Below are 18,920 nucleotides of genomic sequence, written 5' to 3'. Positions count from 1 at the left end.
GCTCAGCTCCTGTCTTGCAGAATCACCGTCGCGGCGGCGACTCCGGCGTCATGGGTGAGCGCGAGGAGGGCCTCCGCGCGCCGCTTCTCCATCTCCGCGAGCGCCACCCCCGAAAGGCGGAACCGGGGCGGGCCGCCCTCGCGCACCACTTCCATGTCCTGCCAGGTGAGGCCCGGCGGGGCACCGAGCGCCTTCACCAGGGCCTCCTTGGCCGCGAAGCGGGCCGCGTAGGCGCTCGCGGCATCCGCCCGCGCACCGCACAGGGCCCGCTCGGCCTTCGTGTACACGCGCTCGAGGAAACGCTCGGCGCGCGGCCCATCCAGAATCCGCTGGATGCGCTCCACCGAGCAGATGTCCATCCCCAGGCCGAGGATTGCCATGGCGCCCTATCCCGGGTTGCGCATCAGCTCGACCATCTCCCGCACCGCCCGCTCGAAGCCCACCAGCACCGCCCGGGCGACGAGGGAATGACCGATGTTCAGCTCGTCGATCTCCTGGATGCGCGCGATGGGCAGCACGTTGTCGTAGTTGAGCCCGTGGCCCGCGGCCACGCTCATGCCCAGCCGCGCCGCCGCCTTGGCCGCGTCGACGATCCGGCTCAACTCCCGCGCCCGCTCGCGCTCGTTGCGCGCCTCGCAGTAGCGCCCGGTGTGCAGCTCGATCCGGTCCGCGTTCACCTTGTGCGACGCGCGCACCTGGTCCAGGTCCGGGTCGATGAACAGCGAGACGGTGATCTCCCCGTCCTTGAGGTTCTTGATGATTTTGGCGATGGGGTCGCGCTGGCCGGCCACGTCGAGCCCGCCCTCGGTGGTGAGCTCCTCGCGCCGCTCGGGCACCAGGGTCACCACGTCCGGCTTGTGCTCGTAGGCGATCTTCACCATCTCCTGGGTGGCGGCCATCTCCAGGTTGAGCAGCGTCTGGACCGTCTCCCGGAGGATGCGCAAGTCGCGCTCCTGGATGTGGCGCCGGTCCTCGCGCAGGTGGATGGTGATCTGCCCGGCTCCGGCCAGCTCGGCCATGGCCGCCGCCGTCACCGGATCCGGATACGTGGTCCGCCGCGCCTGACGCAGCGTGGCCACGTGGTCCACATTCACACCCAATCGCTGTCCCATCTCGGCCGCTCCTCGCGCTTCAGGCCGGAACCTGGTCCGTTCCGGCCCGTGCGCGCCCTTCTATTGGCGGCCCGAGACCGGAAGTCAACCGTTCAGCGCCTTGGAGAGCGCCTCGGCGATCTCCCGGGCATACTGCTCGTTGCGCGTGGCGTCGATGCCCTCGATGAGGACGCGGGCCTTGGGCTCGGTGCCGGAGAAGCGCACCAGCACCCGGCCGTCCTTGCCCAGCTTCTTCTCCACGTCCTGGATGGCCTTCATCACGGTGGGCAACTCGCCCAGCTCGCGCTTCTGCTTGACCACCACGTTGACGAGCGTCTGCGGCACGGGCTCGAAGATGGAGGCCAGCTCGCTCACCGGCTTCTGCTGGCGGCACATGACGGCCAGGAGCTGGAGCGCGGCCAGGGTGCCATCGCCCGTGGTGGTGTGGTCCGAGAAGATGAGGTGGCCGCTCTGCTCGCCACCGATGTTGTAGCCGTTCTTGCGCATCTCCTCGACGACGTAGCGGTCCCCCACCTTGGTGCGGACCACCTTCACGCCCCAGCGCGACACCGCCCGCTCCAGGCCGATGTTGCTCATCACCGTGGAGACGAGCGTCTTCTTCTTGAGCTCCTTGCGGGTGACGAGCTCGCCGGTGCAGATGGCCATGATGGCGTCGCCATCCACCACGTTGCCCTTCTCGTCCACGACGATGAGGCGGTCCGCGTCGCCGTCCAGGGCGATGCCCAGGTGGGCCCCGTGCTTCACCACGGCGCGCGACAGGTTCTCCGGGTGGAGGGCGCCGCACTTGTGGTTGATGTTCTTGCCGTCCGGCTGCACGCCCAGGGCAATCACCTTGGCGCCCAGCTCCTCGAGCACCGCGGGGGCCGTCTTGTAGGCGGCGCCGTTGGCGCAGTCGACGACGATGGTCATCCCCTCCAGGGTCAGCTCGCGGGGGAAGCACGTCTTGAGGAAGACGATGTAGCGGCCGCGCGCGTCCTCCAGGCGGAAGGCCCGGCCAATCTTGGTCGCGGTGGGGCGGATGGAGTCGATGGCACCGCTGGCCACCAGCTCTTCAATCTTCGCCTCCGTCTCGTCCGGCAGCTTGAAGCCATCGCGCCAGAAGAACTTGATGCCGTTGTCCTGGTACGGGTTGTGGGAGGCGGAGATGACGGCGCCCGCGTCCGCGCGCATCGAGGTGGTGAGGTTGGCGATGCCCGGGGTGGGCAGCGGACCCACCAGGTCCACGTCCACGCCCATGGACGTGAGGCCGGCCGCGAGGGCCTGCTCCAGCATGTAGCCGGACAACCGGGTGTCCTTGCCGATGATGACGCGGTGCCGGTGGGGCCCGTTGCGGATGAGGTGCGCGAGCGCACGACCCAGCTGCATCGCGACTTCCGCCGTCATCGGGTAGACGTTGGCGACGCCGCGGACACCGTCCGTGCCGAAAAGCCGCTGCGAGGCCCGCTCTTCCTTGGGGGGCATGTTCATCCTGTAGGCCATAGTGTGCCGCTCCACCTTTCCCTGTGCCGTCCATGAGGCCGGACCGCCAACGCCGAGGGCTTATACCCCGCCCTCCACAGCGCCCGAAGCTAGGGAGTAGAAGCCCCCTGGACAAGCTTGCTGGCAATCAGGCCGCCCCACCCCGTGGTGGGTCGGGCCGGTTCATACATCCTCCCTGAGGGAGAATCTCCTTCACCCGCCCACCTTTCCCGGCTGGTAGAGGGTGCCACCGTCGAGGGCCGTCCGCAGGGCATCCGCCACGGCGAGGGCGTCCTTCACCTCGGCCACGTCGTGCACGCGCACGAAGTCCGCGTTCCCCGCCGCCGCCATGGCCGCCACCGAGCCCAGCGTCGCGGCCAGGCGCTCGTCCGCCGGCTTGCCCCCCGTGAGCTTCCCGAGGAAGGACTTGCGGCTGGTGCCCAGCAGCAGCGGCAGTCCCAGCACGCGCAGCTCGTCCAGCCGCCGCAGCAGGTAGAGGTTGTGCCCGAGTGTCTTGCCGAAGCCGATGCCCGGGTCCACCAGCACACGTTCGCGCGGCACGCCGGCCGCCACGGCCCGCTCCACGCCCTCCTCCAGGTAGGCCAGCACCTCGTCCACCACGTCCTCGTAGTGCGGGTCCTTCTGCATCGTCTGGGGCGTGCCCTGGATGTGCATGAGGCAACAGGCCGCGCCCGCCTCGGCCGTCACGCGGGGCAGCTCGGGGTCGAAATGGAAACCGCTGATGTCGTTGACGAGCACCGCGCCGGCCTTCAGCGCCTCGCGGGCCACGGCCGCCTTGGTGGTGTCCACGGACAGGGGCACGTCCGTGCGGGCCCGCAGCACCTCGAGCACGGGGACGATACGGGCCACCTCCTCCTCGACGGACACGGGCGGCGAGCCGGGCCGGGTGGACTCCCCGCCCACATCCAGCACATCCGCCCCCGCCTCGGCCAGCCGCAGCCCGTGGGCCACGGCGGCTTCGGTACCGAAGTACCGCCCACCATCCGAGAAGCTGTCCGGCGTCACGTTCACCACGCCCATGACGTAGGTGCGCGCTCCGAAGGTGAAGGTCCGCGAGCCCAGCACCAGCGGGGCCGGAGGAGCCGAGGCCTCCAGCACACGCGTCAGCGCCGCGGCCAGTTCCGCCAGCTCCGGGCGCTCCTTCGCCGCGGCCACCACGCGCTCGAACTGCTCCTTGCGTCCGGAGAGCAGCCCCGTGCCGGGCCGTACGCGCAGATCCCCCGCCACCCAACCGGGGTACTCCTCGCGCCCGGGAGCCTCGGAGGCGGAGAAGAGGCCGGCGAGGAAGCGGCCCTGCTCGCGCTCCAGGCCGGTGAGCAGCACGTGCAGCGCGGGCAGCTTCTCCAGCAGGTACTCGCGGGCGGACGTGGGCAGCCCCATGCGCAGGAAGGCGGGCTCGAGGTCGGCGGGGCGGTCGACGCGGACGGGGCGGGCACGAATCATGGCGGGTCGATTCAGGAGGCTCGAAAGAGCCCGGACAGCAGAAGGGCCCTCCCCACGAGAGTGGAGAGGGCCCGGGTTCTACACGGAAGCGGAGCTCAGGCTACGCCTTGTTCGGCTCCATGTTGGGGAGCCCCTCGAGCGCGTCGAGGATCTTCCGCTTGTCCTTCTTCTCGGTGGACTTCGTGGGCGGCGCCACGACGCGGGGAGGCGGACGCTCGCGGGTCAGCTGCCCGCCCTGCAGGAGGATGTTCACGTCCTCGGCATCCAGCGTCTCGTACTCCACCAGCGCATCGGCCACGCGATTGAGGCCCGCGAGGTGCTCGGTGAGCAGCCGCTTGCCGTTCTCGTAGCAGCCCATGACGATGCTGCGCACCTCGGCGTCGATCTGCCGCGCCGTGTCCTCGGAGTAGTCCTTGGCCGAGTTGAAGTCGCGGCCCAGGAACACCTCACCGTCGCTCTTGCCGAAGGACAGGGGGCCCATCTTCTCGCTCATGCCCCAGCGGCACACCATGGCGCGCGCCGTCTCGGTCGCCCGCTCGATGTCGTTGGAGGCACCGGAGCTCATCTCGTTGAAGATCAGCTCCTCGGCGATGCGGCCGCCCATGGCCATGGTGATCTGATCGAGGATCTGCTTCTTGTACCCGTTGACCTTGTCCTCGAGGGGCAGGCTCCAGGTGAGACCCAGGGCCTGGCCGCGCGGGATGATGGTGACCTTGTGGAGGGGATCGCAGCCGGGCAGCAGCTTGGCGATCAGCGCGTGGCCGGCCTCGTGGACGGCCGTGTTGCGCTTCTCCTTCTCGGTCATGATCATGGACTTGCGCTCGGGGCCCATGAAGACCTTGTCCTTGGCCTGCTCGAAGTCGCTGAGGTCCACGCGCTCCTTGTTCTGGCGGGCGGCCATCAGCGCCGACTCGTTGACCAGGTTCTCCAGGTCCGCGCCCGTCATGCCCGGCGTACCGCGGGCGATGACCTCGAGCTCCACCTCGGGAGCCAGCGGCACGCGGCGCGTGTGCACCTTGAGCACGCCCAGGCGGCCCTTCAGGTCCGGACGGGGCACGACGATGCGCCGGTCGAAGCGGCCCGGGCGCTGGAGCGCGGGATCCAACACGTCCGGACGGTTGGTGGCGGCGATGAGGATGACGCCCTCGTTGGACTCGAAGCCGTCCATCTCCACCAGGAGCTGGTTGAGCGTCTGCTCGCGCTCGTCGTGACCACCGCCGAGGCCCGCGCCACGGTGACGGCCCACGGCGTCGATCTCGTCGATGAAGATGATGCAGGGGGCGTTCTTCTTGCCCTGCTCGAACAGGTCGCGCACGCGGCTGGCGCCCACGCCCACGAACATCTCCACGAAGTCCGAGCCGGAGATGGAGAAGAACGGAACGCCGGCCTCACCGGCCACCGCACGGGCCAGCAGCGTCTTGCCGGTACCCGGAGGGCCCATCATCAGCACGCCCTTGGGGATGCGGCCGCCGAGCTTGGTGAACTTCTTGGGATCCTTGAGGAACGCGACGATCTCCTCCAGCTCCTCCTTGCACTCGTCGGCGCCGGCCACGTCCGCGAACGTGATCTTGTTGTGGCTCTCGTTGAGGAGCCGCGCCTTGGACTTGCCGAAGGTCATCGCCTTGCCGCTGCCACCCTGCAGCTGGCGCATGAAGAAGATGAAGAACAGGAAGAGGAAGACGACGGGCATCCACTGGCCCAGGATGGTGAGCCAGAGGCTGTTCTGCTCCTCGCGCTCGTACTTCACGTCCACGCCGTTCTTGCGCAGCTGCTCGAGCACGGCGGCATCCGGCTCGGGGCCGGTGGTGCGGAACTTCTCATCCGTGCCGGCGTACACACCCTGGTAGGTGTTCCCCTTCACCGAGACGGCGCGAACCTTGTTGGCCTCCACGTTGGCCAGGAACTGGGTGAAGGTCGGCTCCTGTACCTGGTCGCCGCCCGTGGAGAAGAAGTTGTAGAAGGCGACGAAGAGGACGATCAGGATGACCCAAAGGCCGATGGTCTTATAAGTCGAACGCACGTGTCAGCTGCCCTTTCGGAGCTCGGCGGTATGAGGGCACGGCCGAAAAATGCCCAGCAGTTTCGACCGTTTGTCACGACACCGGGCGTGTTGCCCGTTTATCGGACGGTATCAGCAACAGCAAAAACGCCTCAACTATTTTGGGGGTTCCACCCCTCAACCTCCGCGCAGTGGTCCACTCTATAACGGAGGGGGACCGGCCACGCTCGGAACCGGGGGTGAGGCCCACAGAAAGAGGCGTACAGCGGCCGCGGACGTGGAATTCCAAACGTCCGGCACCCAGAGCACCGTCTGCTCGGCGTCCGTCACCACCGGCAGCAGGTCGCGGCGCTCGGCGGGAACGCGCCGGTCCACCAGCACGTCCTGCAGCTTGCGCGAGCCCGCGGGTCCCCTCACCCGGTCTCCCGGCCCGCGCGTGCGCACCGTGAGGGGCCACCGCGTCTCCTCGGAAAGAGGCAGGCCGAGCGTGCCCGGTGGAGGAGGCATCGTCGCCACGGTGAAGGTCCAGCCCGTGCCCGGCTGCAGCCCCGAGGCCCCCTCCCCCGCCAGCACCAGGACAGGGGACGGCTCGACAGGAGCCACGGCCTCGCGGCGCACGCACCGCACGCGCCCGCCCGCGGTCCTCAACTGAAGGGCCCCGCGCGCCCGCCCGCCCCCGAGAGACACGGGCCGGCCCGTCTCCACGGCCCTCAGCACCCGGGCCAGCGAGGCCTCGTCCACCTCCGCGCCGGACCCGGCCAGCAGGCGAGCCAGCACCCGGCGGCGCAGGGGCGGCTCCAGGGCGCGCACCCCCACCGCGTCCAGGCTCCCATCCGGAAGCGAGAGCCGGCTCCAGGCCCCGTCCGCCAGCCCGCTCAGCAGGGCTTCGTCCTCGGCGGCCAGCCGGGCGAAGGCCGCCAGCCGGGGCGCCACCGGGAAGCCCGCGGCACGAGCGAGCACCGGCAGCACCTCATGGCGGATGCGCGTCCTGAAGAAGGCCGGATCCCGGTTCATCGGGTCCGTCACGAAGGAGACCCCCTCCTCGGCCAGGAAGGCCTCCACCTCCTCGCGCGTGCGCTCGAGCAGGGGCCGGACGAGGAAGGGCCGCGCCCGATGGATGCCCGCCGCGCCCCTCAGGGCCGTGCCCCGGACGAGCCGCATGAGGAGCGTCTCCGCCTGGTCCGAGGCCGTGTGCGCCGTGGCCACCACCTGGAGACTCCGCTCCCGCCGCAGCGCCTCCAGGGCCGCGTACCGCGCCTCGCGGGCCCGGGCTTCCACCCCGGAACCCGGAGACAACTGCAATGGAATGACATGACAGGGCAGCCCCCATCGGGCGGCCAGCTGGACGACCGCCCGCACCTCCGCCTGGGCTTCCGGCCGCAGCCCGTGGTCGAGCGTGGCCACTTCCACCCGCAGTGAGAGCGCCTCACGCACTCCGGCCGTGCCCACGAGGAGCGCCGTGGAGTCCGCGCCTCCGGACACGGCCAGCAGCACGGAGCCTCCCTCCAGCCCGAGCTGCCGGTAGGACTCCCTCAGGGCCGTCGAAAACAGGACGCTGGCGTCACCAGTGGAGGGCATTGAACAGGCCAAGGAATCAGAATCGAGCGAGTCCGGTTACACCGGATGCAGCCGGTTGAAGGGGCTGAAGGCGATTCTTATGATCGTCACGAAGGTCGCGAGGGTCGGGTGGGTCGGGGAAAAGATGGAGAGGGGAATAGGTGACGCGACGCAAGATGTTTTGAACGTGAATTTTCGACGGAGTTGGGCCTAGGGGTCCCCCCCCTCCCCCTCTGGGCCCACGGGGCCGCCGGGATCAGTCCTGGCGGTCCTTCTTTCCGGAGCGCCCCGGGTTCTTCCATCACTGGAAGGATCCGGGGCGTTCCCTTTTGCGGGTATTTTTCCCCTGACGGAGCTTGTACGACTGCATACGGTACGGGAGCACTTCGAAACCGTTGACCCGTCAGGGCGTCTGTCGGATAACGGCACCGGTGTGTTCAGGTCGTCACCTCGTATCCGTTGCGGAGAGCCAGGATGGCAGGCACCGACAAGCGTAAGCAGTCCCTCTACTTCCCCGAGGAGATGCTCAAGGAGATCCAAGAGGAAGCCAACCGCCAGGATCGCTCGCTCTCGTGGGTGGTGCAGCAGGCCTGGAAGATCGCTCGAGACCGTATCAAGTCGTTCCCCGCGGTGAACGACGTGACGGGTGACGAGCGGCAGGACCCTCGTGAAGAAGGGAGGTCCTGAGCTTCATGGCAGCCACCGATCATCGTAAGCAGAGTCTCTACTTCCCCGAGGACATGCTGGACGAAATCCAGCGTGAGGCGACGCGGCAGGATCGCTCGCTCTCGTGGATCGTCCAGCAGGCGTGGAAGGTGGCCCGCGCCGAGCTGCGCAAGATGCCGTCGCCCAACGACGTCTTCGGCCCCACGCCGAACCAGCCGGACGGTTCGGACAACCCGCAGTCCTGAAGTCGCCAGCCCCGCGCCCCCGGCCCTCTCAGGGCCTGGCGGGCCGGGCGCAGTTCTCGAAGAGGATACGGCCAGCCTCCCGGAGCGCCCGGTTCTCGGTCGAATGGTTCGACCGCATATGGGCCTCGGTGAGGTTGGCATCCGTGGCCTTGCCCTCCGCCGTGCTCGCCGTGACGGGATTGCGCGAGAGATCCGTGGCCGCGTCCTGGAAGATGGCGTCGTAGCCGTCCCCGCCTCCGAGCAGGAAGTTGGGCATCGCCACGCGGTACTTGATGGACGGATCCGCGCGAGCCGGCAGCGGCACCGTGCGCGCGTTCACCTGCAGCTCCACCACGCGCGAGCCCACGGGGCGGGAACAGTCCACGCGCACCGTGGTGCCCTCGGACACGTGCAGGAAGGCACCGGAGGGAAAGAGGATGGTCTGCTCCTCCCGGTACAGCCCCGACGCCGCGTGCTCGAACATGCCCACCAGTTGCTGCTCGGTGAGGTCCACCGTCACCACGGAGTTCTCGAAGAGGAGCACTTCGTGCAGCAGGCCCTTCTTGAGCGGGCCCTTGGGGATGACGGTGCGGGTGACGCACAGGCCCTCGGCGCGCAGCGAGCCCCCGTTGATGATGCCCAGCTCCGCGGGCGCCTTGGAGGCGTCCTCGGCGTGCCGGAAGGCATCCGCGGCGAGCTGCCCGAGCGCGTTGTTGTCGTGACGGGCGTAGGGCCTGTCGAGGTAGACGTCCTCACCCAGGTAGCCGACGGTGGATTCCGGATCGGCCACCAGCGGCTGGCACTGGTCGTTGTACTGCAGGCAGCCGGGCCCCGGAGCCAGGGCCACGGCCAACAAGGCGGCGGTGAGCGAGCGGGACATCAGTTGCGGGCCCTCAGGGTGAGGAAGGCGGAGACGCCCTCGCGCGGAATCAGGCCAGGCATGCGGTCCGGCCGGGGGACGTCGTCGCGCAGGTCCGAGTCGAAGACGTTCTGCACCACCACGGCCAGCTCGAAGTGGTCGCCGATGGGCTCGGTGCGCACCTGCGCGGTGATGAGGCCGTAGGCGGGAATCTTGTAGCGGCGGATGAGCTCCAGCACGGAGCGCGTGTTGTTGCGCCGCTCGGCGCCCGCGCGCACCACCACGTCGAAGTTGATGAAGTCCCCGATGGGCATGGACACCCCGGCGTTGAAGCGCGCCTGGGGCGTGTCGGTGAGGAAGCGGTGGTTGGCGGGCAACGCCTGGTCCTCGGCCCGGAAGAGGCTCGCGTTGATCCACGTGGTGGCGCGCCGGGAGGCCTCCAGACGGGCCTCGCCCTCCACGCCGTAGACGAGCACGCCCAGCTCGCGGTTGCGCACCGGGACGATGTTGCCCGAGGTGTCCACCGCCGCGATGGGGTTGGAGAAGCTCTCCAGGAAGGCGTTGGCGCGGATGCGCACGCGCGACTCGCCGGAGACCTGGATGAGGTCCGCGCCGGCCTCCAGCGTGTTCACCACGGCGGGCAGCAGGGTCGGGTTCCCCTCGAAGCGGCCCTGGTTGTAGTAGGTGTTGGGGATGGTCTCCAGCAGCTCCTGGAGCGTGGGCGGGCGGAAGGCGCGGCCGTAGAGCAGCTTGAGGACGAGCGAGTCCGTGGGCGAGAAGACGAGCCCCACGCGCGGGTTGATGCTCGGCACCAGTTGCGTGCCGGTGATGGCGTTGGTGTTGTCCACCGAGGGCAACTGGGTGACGTCCGCGCGCACCCCGAAGGTGAGCGTGAGCGGCTCCACCACCGTCCACTGGTCCTGCGCGAAGGCGCTGAACGTCAGGCGCCGCGACGCCGCGCCATCCGCCAGCTTCAGGATGTCCACCACCTTCTCGGGCGTGGTCAGCGAGGGCCGGAGCCGGCTGTCGAGCGTGTAGTTGGTCTCGTAGCTGTAGGCGCCCAGCATCTGCAGCTCGGCCACGGCGCCCAGGGACAAACGGTTGCCCTCGAAGAGCGACACGTCCGAGTCCACGCTGGTGCCCAGCGACTGCACGGTGACGCGCGTCTGCTCGAGCATGCCGTCCGGGAAGAGCTGGTTGTCATCCGGGCCGGTGCGGAAGCCGTCCGGGCCGATCTGGAAGAGCCGGTCCGTGCTCTGCTGCTCCCCATGGAGACGCGCACGCAGGCGCACCCGGTCGTTCAGCTGGTGCTCGTAGGTGACGTCGCCGAGGAACACCTGCCACCCCAGGCGCGAGCCCGGCCCCACGGTGTCGAAGAGGCCCACCAGGGCGGAACGGTTCTCGGAGAGCAGCCGCGCGGACACCTGGAGGTTGCTCGCGGACGACGGCTCGTAGCCGAACCCCAGGCCCAGGTTGAGCAGGAAGCGATCGTCCTGGGTGGTACCGGAAGGATCCAACGGCTCGCGCAGCTTCTGGGCGAGCGTGTCCGCGCTGAGCGCGTCCGTCTCGATGGCCTCCGTGTCCCCTACCTGGTGCCAGACGTCCGCGTCGCCGAAGAGCTTGAAGCGGCCGAAGGCGTGGGCCCCGGAGACATGACCATCGAAGGTGGTGGCGAGCGGATCGCCGAGTTTGGGAAACCCACCGCCGGAGACGGCCGCGCGCAGGCCCTCGGCGCGCTGGGTGACGATGTTCACCACGCCCAGGAAGGCGCCGGCACCGTAGAGCGCCGAGCCGGGCCCGCGGATGACCTCGATGCGCTCCAGGTTCTCCACCGGCAGGTTCATCAGCGCCTTGCCGTCGAAGAAGTTGTTGAGGCGCTGGCCATTGAGGAGGAAGAGCACCTCGGCGTCGTTGCGCAGGCCGCGGATGGCGACGCGGTGGAAGCCCTGCACGTCTCGGCTGAGGGTGAGGCCGGGCATCACGTCCAACACGTCCGCCACCGTGCGCGCCCCCAGGGCGCGGATCTGCTCGCGCCCGAAGGAGGCGGCGATGGCGGGCACCTTCTTCACCTTCTCCTCGTGACGGGTGGCCAGCGCCAGGGTGTCCTCGGCGGTGTAGAGCGCGAGATCCTCCTCCAGCTCCGAGCGCTTCGACTCGGGCGCCTCGGACTCGGCGGTACGCGAGGGCCTCACGGCGGCCGGGCGCGAAGCGGTACTCCCGGAGTCCGGAGGCAGCTCGGCGGTCAGGGCCGCCATGGCGTCATCGGAGTCGGCGGACTTCCGAGGGGGCTCGGGCCTGCGCTCGGCCTTCGGAGCGGGCTCGGACTTCGGCGCCGGTTCCTTGTGTACCGGCTCCGCCTTCGCGGTGGGCTCGCTCCTGCGGCCCGGCTCGGACCTGCGCTCGCCGCGGGAGGGTGGCTCGGTCCTGGAAGCGGGCTCGGGCTCGACGGAACGGGGCTCGACGGAGCGGGAGGAGAGCGGTGTGCGCGTGGATTGCACCTGGCCCACGACGACGACGCGAGCGGGACGCGTGGCGCTCTTGAAGAGGGGCACGCGCTCCCCGCCGGGAGTGAAACCCTCCACGTAGTACTCGACACCGGGCGGGGTCAGGCTCGAGGCCGGGATGGTCCCCCGGTACAAGTCGCCGTACTGCAACTCCAGGGGAGTCTCGGCGTAGGGCTCGCCGGGCCCGCGGTAGCGGATGACCATGCGCATGATGCGCTGCGTCCCGGTGAGCACGCCGTCGATCACGAGCGCCACGCCGGGCGCCGCCTGCTCGGGCGCGTTGTGAAGCAGTGTCGCCTGCTCCTGGGCGAGCACGGGCAACGCCGTGAGGAGCACGAGCGCGAGGAGGAAGAGGCGTGATCTCGTAAGTACGGACTTCACGGTCAACCCGGATCGTCTCCCGAGGGGTTCGGCCCGTCAAGGAAGGGGGGTCGGGGGGGCCGAATTTTTGCCGGGCTGGCACTCGCGTGCGAGTTGTGATCGTCCATGCGCGCGTCGCTCGCCCTCCACCTCGCCTTGTTCCGCCGCCAGAAGGCCCAGATCGCCCGGGTCATCGAGGGGCAGTCCGCGGCCTTCCGGGCCTATGAGGCCCGCTACCGCCGGCGCACGTCCGAGTACCGGCGGGTGCTGACGGCCTCGGCGGTGTCGCAGCGGGTGCAGGCGGCGGACGTGGTGTACGTGGGCGACTACCACACCCTGCCGCTGGCCCAGGAGACGTACCTGGAGCTGGTCGAGGGCGTGCGGGAGGCGGGCCGCCGCGTCGTGCTGGCGCTCGAGTGCGTCGAGGGCCGGCACCAGGCGGCGGTGGAGGCGTACCTCGCGGGCCGGCTGGCGGAGAGGGCCCTGCTCGCCCGGCTGGGCCAGGGCTCGAATCAGGGCTCCTGGTCGGGCCTGCGCACGATGCTGGCCTACGCGAAGCGTCATCGGCTGGAAGTGGTGGGCATCGATCGGCGCGCGCAGGGCGAGCGCTCGCTGGAGCTGCGGGACGCGTACGCGGCGGAGCGGATCGCCCGGGCGGTGCGGGCGGAGGACAAGCCGCGGGTGATGGTGCTGGTGGGCCAGTACCACGTGGCGCCCTGCCACCTGCCAGCGCAGGTGGAGCACGCCCTGGGCGAGGCACACGGGGCGCGCGGGCTGGTGGTGTACCAGAACGCCGAGGGCGTCTACTGGCGGCTGGCGCGTGAGGGCAAGGTGGGCATGTCGCCAGCGGTGGAGCTACCGGACGGAGCGCTGTGCCTGCTGAACGCCTCGCCGGTGGTGTGCCAGCAGAGCTTCCTGGACTACCTGGAGGCGGAGTCGGGAGACTCGCCGCTGAAAGACAGGAGCGCGGCGGAGCGCTTCCGGGAGATGGCGAGCCTCATCGGCCGGCTGGCGGGAGTACCGGTGGGCCGGTGGCTGGACGAGGTGGAGGTGGTGACGGCGGCGGACGAGGACGCGCTGGGGCGCATCCAGCAGCGGGGCCGCTTCACGCAGGGCGAGTTGCTGCAACTGCGGAGGCACATCCTCTCGCGGGAGAGCTGCTACATCCCCCGGTCGAGGACGGCGTACCTGGCGTCGCTGTCGCTGAACCACGCGGCCGAGGAGGCGGCGCACTTCGTCCGGCACTGCGCGGTGGGAGACGCGATGGAGGCGCCCCGGCGGGCGTCGGATGCATTCTACGCGCGGTGCCTGGAGGAGGCGCTGGGCTTCTTCGGCTCGAAGCTGGTGAACCCACGGCGTACCTGCCTGGGGACGGGCGAGTGGGCGCTGCGCTTCGCCGGAGCACGGGGCGTGGAGCGGCAGATCGCCGCGTTCGTGCTGGCGCACAAGGCGGCGGAGGTGGAGGTGCCGGACGAGGCGGTGAAGCTGCTGCCCTTGCGCAAGGATCGGCTCTTCCACGGCGTCAGCCACGCGCTCGGGTACCTGCTGGGAGACGCGCTCTACCGGGACTTCGACGGCGGCCAGGTGGAGCGTGCGGAGCTCCGGGCGCTGTTCCGAGATCCCCTGGAGGACCCGAGGGCCACGTACTTCGACTGGGTCCGCCGCCTGTCCCGGTGACACATATGAACGCTCGAGCCTGGCAACATCTCGACTTCGATGACCCGACGATCACCCCGTCTCTGGCGGTGCTCGATGCACTGCAGCAGAAGGAACGCGAGCTGGTGCGCTACCGCATCCCGGAAGGCTTCTCCCCCTACGACGAGACAGTAGCGGACGAGATCATCGAGTTGCAGCAGCGGGTGCTCGACGCGCTCCGCAAGCTCGTGCCTCCGGGAGGGAGGCTCGCCGTCGTGGATCCCGAGGACCACCACCCTCCCCTGCTGTTCCATCCCCACGTGCGCTTCGAGGATGTGAGCCGTGAGCGGCTCTGGGGCTACAAGCACTACGTGATGCCCGCGTGGCGGGTGGGACTGCTGCCCGATGGGGACAGCTGGTGCTTCGTCGGCTCCGACTTCGCCTGGGAGGCCCTCTACCTCGTCACGGGCCCCTCCGAGCTCGTCATCCGGGGCTCCCGCCTGCTCTCCGTGCTCGACCTCTCCTCGCTCCGGCTCCTCAAGCGTTTCGAGCGCCTCGAGCCCTGACGAAAGTGGTGGGGCCGATGAACATCGAAAGAAACCTGGGACTGGCCCAAGAGGTCCTGGAGTTCGTGTCGAGGGGCGGACTCCTCTCGTTCTCGGGAGAATTGGACGGCGGGAAGGTGATGGTCGTCTCCAGGCTCGAAGACGCACTCCAGTATGCGAAGAGCCAGGAGCTTCCCGAGGACGTATCGATCTGGGCCGATCTCAAGGCACACCAGTTCAGCGAATATCAGGATGTCACCAGCTCCCTGCCACCGGCTGAATACAGCGCTCTTCATAAGGAGTTGGACGTCCTCGAGGATCGCATCGTGCAGGCGGCATGGGACAGCCTTGTTGCCCGGGATGACCTCCAGGAGCGTGAGGAGCTGGCAGAGGACATCGCGCCCACTCTGGCGCATGTGGCGGCCGCGCGATTCCTCGGGGGCGGGAGGCTGAGCCCCTTCCTCGAGGAGCTCTTCTCGCTGTACCGCTCCGGAGGATGGCCCTGTGGGTACAAGGGCGAGTACCCGCACGGGAAGTTCATCGTCTACTGGCGGAGCCCCCGTTAGGACTCCGGCGTGGGGAACACCCACAGCAGGCCCGAGCGCAGCAGGACGAGGAGCTCGGGGCGCTCGTCTCCGAGCAGGTCAACGGGCTTCACCCACTCCACCACGCCGCCTGGCGCGTAACGCCGCGGCGTCCCCCACCGGCCCTGGCCCTCGCCGAGCGACAACCACAGCTCGGACCTATCGGTGGACGTGCCCGCGGCATCCACGACGCCATCCCCATCCAGATCCTCCAGGGCGAGCGCCCTGTCACCGACGGGCGACGTGCATTGGACGGGAAACTTCAACGACCCATGCCCGTCACCCAGGTGCAGCCACACGCCACTACTGCGCCAATCCCCTTGCACCAGTTCCACCCGGCCATCGCCATCCACGTCTGAAATCCCGAGGTTCGGCCCCGCGTTCCCGAACCCGTACCCGGGCAGTGTGCGCCCATCCGCCGCGGTGGGGTTGAGGTTGAGCCCGAGCGTGTCGTGGATGAGATCCAGCGTGCCGTCCCCATTGAAGTCCCCGGCGAGCGGAGCGCCCACCCTCGGACACCGGTCATCCGGCTCGAAGTTGTGATCCGTCAGGCTGCTCGCGCGGAACGTGCCATTACCCTGGTTGGTGAAACGCACCGCGCTCCCCGTGCAGACCCCCTGGAAGGAGGCCGCCAGATCCACGTGCCCGTCGCGGTTGAAGTCCGCGGCCAGCAACTCGCTGGGATGGAACGAGGGACCGAAGAAGAGGCCATCCGTGAAGGCGTACGTCGCGTCATTCCACAGCACGCCCGCGAGATAATCGTCGTACCCGTCCTTCTGCATGCTGACCGCGAGATCGCTCCGGCCATCGCCGTTGAAGTCTCCCGCGGCGAGGCTGAACACCTCATGGTCCCTGGAGCACGTCCCGGGTCGTGAAGGTTCCGCCTCCCGGGTTCAACACCAGCCGCACACCCCGCGTTGGCAACGCGAGTGCGACATCCCTCCGCCCGTCCCCATCGAAGTCCCCCACGGCCGGCGCCAGGAGCGCGCCGCCCGTCTCCACCTCCGCCAGCGGTGACACGGGCGGAAGGCGCGCGGACCCGTCCGGGAAGGGCCTCAGCGGGCACCAACGGGAGATGGGCGGCTCGAGGACGGGGGCGTCCGGGAGGGCATACACGGATACGGCGTTGTCATCCTCCTCGACCACCAGCAACTCCCGCGTACCGTCCCCATCCAGATCCGCGGTGGCCGCGCTGCTCGGAGCCCGGCCCACCGCCAGCTGGCCGTGCATCGCGAGCGTCCCATCTCCCCCGCCCTTCAGCAGCGACACCGCCGCCGCCACGCCGTGCCGGGCCACCACATCGGGGAAGCCATCCGTGCCAAGGTCCACCACGGCGACGTCGTTCACCTCCCGCTCGAGCTCCACCGAGGAGGCCTCGGAGAAGTCACCCCGACCATTGCCCAGGTACACCTCCACATCCCGTGTACAGCCCCACGCTCACGAGCAGGCCCACCCGGAACCACTTCCCCCAACCACGACTCGCAGCCATCGTCACGCTCCACCCCTCCACCCGCGGTGTACTTGCGCACGGGACAGAGGGCTCGCAAGCAAGACGTGACGAGCGCGGCGCTGCCGCCGGGCCGCTCCCTCCTGGACTCTCGCCAGAAAGAAATGGGAAAAGCGCCCCGTCCCGAGGGATGGAGCGCCTCTCAACGAACAGTCAGCGCCCGCTTGTCTCTACGGGTTGACGATGGTGGCCGGGCAGGAGCCGATGCTCTCGCCGGAGCTAGCAGTGCCACCCCACTGGCCACTGTACTCGTAATGCCAGTACCACCGGCCGGTTGCCGGCGACACGGTGAACGAGCACATGTCGGAGAGGTTGGTGAAGGTGAATGCATCCGTGATCTGACCATCCGACAGACGCATGCGTCGGATGACGTTCCCACTCACGTAGAGAATGAAGTGCTCGTTGTTGACGTACTCAGCCACTCCCCAGGTTGCCCAGGTCTCGCACGAAGTCGCGGCGGGCATGGTCTGGGTTGCGAGCGAAGTGACCTGCCCCGTCTGGAGGTTCACGGAGTAGAAGGCGGTTCCATTGTGGAGGACCAGCTTGTTCCAGCTCGCGAACAGGGCGGCCCTTGCACTGGTGGGAATGGGCGTGGAGAGCAACAGGAACTGTCCCGTGTAGACACCGTTCTCATCGATCTGCCGGAGATGGGTTACCTGGGATGAGGCGGTGCCGCTGACCTCTTTACGGGTCGTGTTATCCCAGAGCACCCAGAGCGCGCCATTGCTCAGGTTCGAGAAGATGCCGTCGTGGACGGTGCCGAGCCCCACTCCCCCGGACAAGTCACTGAGGTTGAAGCGTCCCAGGCCGCTGTCACTGTTATAGAAGAGGTGGGTGCCCGAGACGGCGATTCCACCCCGATCGTCGCCTGTAATCGAGCTGTGATCGAGCACGGGGGAGCAACCCGTGGCGGACAGCGAGGTCACCTGGAACGTCGAGCCGGTGCAAGGCGTAAGGGAGCCGACGGGGAAGGAGCGGGAGACGGAAACTCCCTGGGCGTCGGAAATGGTGACGGAGACAGTCGCCTCGGCGAAGCAATCAGGAGCCCTCCAGCGGATGGTGGAGTTGGTGGCGCTATTCGTCTGGCCCGAGAGGGTGCCCGTCGTGGTGCTCCAGGTATAGGTGAGCGCGCTCCCCTCGGGGTCATGAGCGGCCACGGACAGCAAGAGACTCTCCCCTCCCGCCGCCTGAGCAGACGCCTGGTAGAAGGAATCAATCTGGGGGGCGAAGTTGGCGGCAGCCGCCCCCGTCTGGATGGTGATCGAGCCCGTATTCGTACCTCCCCGCCCATCGGAAACGCTGAGGATGAGGGTACAGGTAGGGCCATTCACCGCGGACAGGGTGAAGGAGGGCGAGAGCACACGGGCATCCGAGATGCTGCCCTGGCAGTCGGTCGTCCACGTATAGGAGAGCGCATCACCGTCATTGTCCACGACACGGGCGGAGAGCCGGGCCGTCTGACCCGCCACCAGGCGCGCAGGTGAAGCATTGACTCCCGAGATCTCCGGCCAGGTGCTGAAGCCCGTCGTCACCTGGGCCGCGCCCTGAGCAGATGCTTGCGTGACACGAACGGTGAAGCTGGTGGTGTTGGTGGCCGTGTGATTGTCGATGACGGACAGTCTCAGGGTGTAGGTACCCACCGTGGTCGGGGCCGTCCAGGTGGTGGAGGTAGAGGAGTACGAGGAAAGGCGCCCCCCCGAGGCTGACCAGCTGTAGGAAATGGTGTTGTCGGCATTGGCATCATGCGCGGCGGCGGCAAGCGAGACGCTGGCCCCCGGCTCCACTTCGTTGCGGCTGGCGGTCAGCCAGTCGATGACGGGAGCGATATTGGTGAAGGGAGTAGGTGCATCCACCTGCTGCAGCAGGACGTAAACAGCCGCCGTCGCCCCTGAGAGGATGTTGATGCCGGAGGCCTGGCCGCGATAGCGCAGGGTACCGCCCCCATCGAACGCCTCGGCGAAAAACGTGCGGTTGTCCCCCGCGGGGATGCCGCCCATCACCGCCTGCCATTGACCTCTCGCGTAGGAGAGGCTGACCAACATGGGCTCCATTCCCGAGCCCGTCACCGTCACCCGCATGCTGGTGATGTCCGCCGCCGAGAGCGCCTGGCTCGCAGTGGCAACGAACTCCACAGAACCCTCCTGCTCATCACCTGTCATACAAGCGGAGGCAAAGAGAACCACTGCCGCCATGCTCATCAGCGCGGCGGAATACCTGAACCATCGAAACATTTGGAAAGATCTCCACTGAGTGTGACAGCGCTTGTGATGGGCGCTTGCCATCCGTCAGCAGCAGCCCACGACACACGCTTCCCCAGGTTGAGACCCGCTCCGAGCGAGCTATGCAGCCGCTATTTTTCTTTCTTTTTTCGTATGGGTTGTATGGCTGAATGGCAGATGAGCCATGAAAGGCATGCCCGCGCCTCCGCTCCACGGCCGAGCAGACG

16 protein-coding genes are annotated in these 18,920 nt (G+C 68.5%); 5 read left to right on the top strand and 11 right to left on the bottom strand.

Features of this window, described 5'->3' with window-relative positions:
- Positions 1-2 precede the first annotated feature (2 nt).
- The 6 genes from acpS to tilS all read right to left on the bottom strand — a co-directional run bounded on the left by acpS (position 3) and on the right by tilS (position 7,611).
- Positions 3-380 carry a holo-ACP synthase gene (gene acpS / locus Q664_RS40035; protein WP_043408646.1) on the bottom strand — a complete coding sequence of 126 codons (378 nt, stop codon included), beginning with the start codon at positions 378-380 and terminating at the stop codon, positions 3-5.
- A 6-nt stretch (positions 381-386) separates the two neighbouring features.
- Positions 387-1,112: a pyridoxine 5'-phosphate synthase gene (locus Q664_RS40030; protein ID WP_043408644.1), complete on the bottom strand. Its 726-nt coding sequence runs from the start codon at positions 1,110-1,112 to the stop codon at positions 387-389.
- Positions 1,113-1,196: 84 nt separating this feature from the next.
- On the bottom strand, positions 1,197-2,591 hold the full coding sequence (gene glmM / locus Q664_RS40025) for a phosphoglucosamine mutase (RefSeq protein WP_043408642.1): 1,395 nt from the start codon (positions 2,589-2,591) through the stop codon (positions 1,197-1,199).
- Positions 2,592-2,783: 192 nt separating this feature from the next.
- Positions 2,784-4,034, bottom strand: a complete 1,251-nt coding sequence (gene folP, locus Q664_RS40020; protein WP_075207649.1) for a dihydropteroate synthase — start codon at positions 4,032-4,034, stop codon at positions 2,784-2,786.
- A 100-nt stretch (positions 4,035-4,134) separates the two neighbouring features.
- The gene (ftsH, locus tag Q664_RS40015) at positions 4,135-6,054 is read right to left on the bottom strand and encodes an ATP-dependent zinc metalloprotease FtsH (protein ID WP_043408640.1); all 1,920 of its coding nucleotides are present in this window, start codon (positions 6,052-6,054) and stop codon (positions 4,135-4,137) included.
- 180 nt (positions 6,055-6,234) lie between these two features.
- Positions 6,235-7,611 carry a tRNA lysidine(34) synthetase TilS gene (tilS, locus tag Q664_RS40010; RefSeq protein WP_043408638.1) on the bottom strand — a complete coding sequence of 459 codons (1,377 nt, stop codon included), beginning with the start codon at positions 7,609-7,611 and terminating at the stop codon, positions 6,235-6,237.
- Between the two features lie 453 nt (positions 7,612-8,064).
- Between tilS and Q664_RS40000 the strand changes: the two genes are divergently transcribed.
- Both Q664_RS40000 and Q664_RS39995 read left to right on the top strand, forming a co-directional pair.
- Positions 8,065-8,277: a TIGR04563 family protein gene (locus Q664_RS40000; protein ID WP_002628981.1), complete on the top strand. Its 213-nt coding sequence runs from the start codon at positions 8,065-8,067 to the stop codon at positions 8,275-8,277.
- 5 nt (positions 8,278-8,282) lie between these two features.
- Entirely contained in the window at positions 8,283-8,501 is a 219-nt protein-coding gene (locus tag Q664_RS39995; RefSeq protein ID WP_043408629.1) for a TIGR04563 family protein, read from the top strand.
- A gap of 28 nt (positions 8,502-8,529) precedes the next feature.
- Here Q664_RS39995 and Q664_RS39990 read toward each other — a convergent pair whose 3' ends face one another.
- The gene (locus Q664_RS39990) at positions 8,530-9,360 is read right to left on the bottom strand and encodes a 5'-nucleotidase C-terminal domain-containing protein (protein ID WP_043408627.1); all 831 of its coding nucleotides are present in this window, start codon (positions 9,358-9,360) and stop codon (positions 8,530-8,532) included.
- A complete protein-coding gene (locus tag Q664_RS39985; protein ID WP_043408825.1) occupies positions 9,360-12,224 on the bottom strand; it encodes a TonB-dependent receptor in 2,865 nt (954 codons plus the stop codon). Before Q664_RS39985 ends, Q664_RS39990 begins: the two co-directional genes overlap by 1 nt.
- 105 nt (positions 12,225-12,329) lie before the next feature.
- Here Q664_RS39985 and Q664_RS39980 point away from each other — a divergent pair, with 105 nt between their 5' ends.
- From Q664_RS39980 to Q664_RS39970, 3 genes are read left to right on the top strand one after another with little or no spacing between them, the layout of a single operon-like run.
- Positions 12,330-13,880 (top strand): ChaN family lipoprotein, encoded by a 1,551-nt coding sequence (locus tag Q664_RS39980; protein ID WP_043408624.1) that lies wholly within the window; start codon positions 12,330-12,332, stop codon positions 13,878-13,880.
- A gap of 5 nt (positions 13,881-13,885) precedes the next feature.
- Entirely contained in the window at positions 13,886-14,404 is a 519-nt protein-coding gene (locus Q664_RS39975) for a hypothetical protein (RefSeq protein ID WP_043408621.1), read from the top strand.
- Positions 14,405-14,421: 17 nt separating this feature from the next.
- Positions 14,422-14,949 carry a hypothetical protein gene (locus Q664_RS39970; RefSeq protein WP_043408619.1) on the top strand — a complete coding sequence of 176 codons (528 nt, stop codon included), beginning with the start codon at positions 14,422-14,424 and terminating at the stop codon, positions 14,947-14,949.
- On the opposite strand, the gene Q664_RS39965 is transcribed toward Q664_RS39970, so the two are convergent.
- The 3 genes from Q664_RS39965 to Q664_RS53310 form a co-directional block, all read right to left on the bottom strand.
- Positions 14,946-15,809: an FG-GAP repeat domain-containing protein gene (locus tag Q664_RS39965; RefSeq protein ID WP_043408616.1), complete on the bottom strand. Its 864-nt coding sequence runs from the start codon at positions 15,807-15,809 to the stop codon at positions 14,946-14,948. The genes Q664_RS39970 and Q664_RS39965 overlap by 4 nt on opposite strands.
- Position 15,810: 1 nt before the next feature.
- Positions 15,811-16,383 (bottom strand): FG-GAP repeat domain-containing protein, encoded by a 573-nt coding sequence (locus Q664_RS39960; RefSeq protein WP_043408613.1) that lies wholly within the window; start codon positions 16,381-16,383, stop codon positions 15,811-15,813.
- Between the two features lie 261 nt (positions 16,384-16,644).
- Positions 16,645-18,606 (bottom strand): PKD domain-containing protein, encoded by a 1,962-nt coding sequence (locus tag Q664_RS53310; RefSeq protein WP_152622610.1) that lies wholly within the window; start codon positions 18,604-18,606, stop codon positions 16,645-16,647.
- Positions 18,607-18,920: the final 314 nt, after the last annotated feature.

Origin of the sequence: Archangium violaceum Cb vi76 (assembly GCF_000733295.1) — a bacterium.
Lineage (GTDB): Bacteria > Myxococcota > Myxococcia > Myxococcales > Myxococcaceae > Archangium > Archangium violaceum.
This window is presented reverse-complemented; position numbering and strand designations above follow the sequence as displayed.

Bases quoted from the DNA above. Each gene is read 5' to 3' on its own strand.
- Q664_RS39970 (WP_043408619.1), top strand. From the start codon at position 14,422: ATGAACATCGAAAGAAACCTGGGACTGGCCCAAGAGGTCCTGGAGTTC.
- acpS (WP_043408646.1), bottom strand. From the start codon at position 380: ATGGCAATCCTCGGCCTGGGGATGGACATCTGCTCGGTGGAGCGCATC.
- Q664_RS39990 (WP_043408627.1), bottom strand. From the start codon at position 9,360: ATGTCCCGCTCGCTCACCGCCGCCTTGTTGGCCGTGGCCCTGGCTCCG.
- Q664_RS40000 (WP_002628981.1), top strand. From the start codon at position 8,065: ATGGCAGGCACCGACAAGCGTAAGCAGTCCCTCTACTTCCCCGAGGAG.
- tilS (WP_043408638.1), bottom strand. From the start codon at position 7,611: ATGCCCTCCACTGGTGACGCCAGCGTCCTGTTTTCGACGGCCCTGAGG.
- Q664_RS39995 (WP_043408629.1), top strand. From the start codon at position 8,283: ATGGCAGCCACCGATCATCGTAAGCAGAGTCTCTACTTCCCCGAGGAC.
- glmM (WP_043408642.1), bottom strand. From the start codon at position 2,591: ATGGCCTACAGGATGAACATGCCCCCCAAGGAAGAGCGGGCCTCGCAG.
- folP (WP_075207649.1), bottom strand. From the start codon at position 4,034: ATGATTCGTGCCCGCCCCGTCCGCGTCGACCGCCCCGCCGACCTCGAG.
- Q664_RS39980 (WP_043408624.1), top strand. From the start codon at position 12,330: ATGCGCGCGTCGCTCGCCCTCCACCTCGCCTTGTTCCGCCGCCAGAAG.
- Q664_RS39975 (WP_043408621.1), top strand. From the start codon at position 13,886: ATGAACGCTCGAGCCTGGCAACATCTCGACTTCGATGACCCGACGATC.
- Q664_RS40030 (WP_043408644.1), bottom strand. From the start codon at position 1,112: ATGGGACAGCGATTGGGTGTGAATGTGGACCACGTGGCCACGCTGCGT.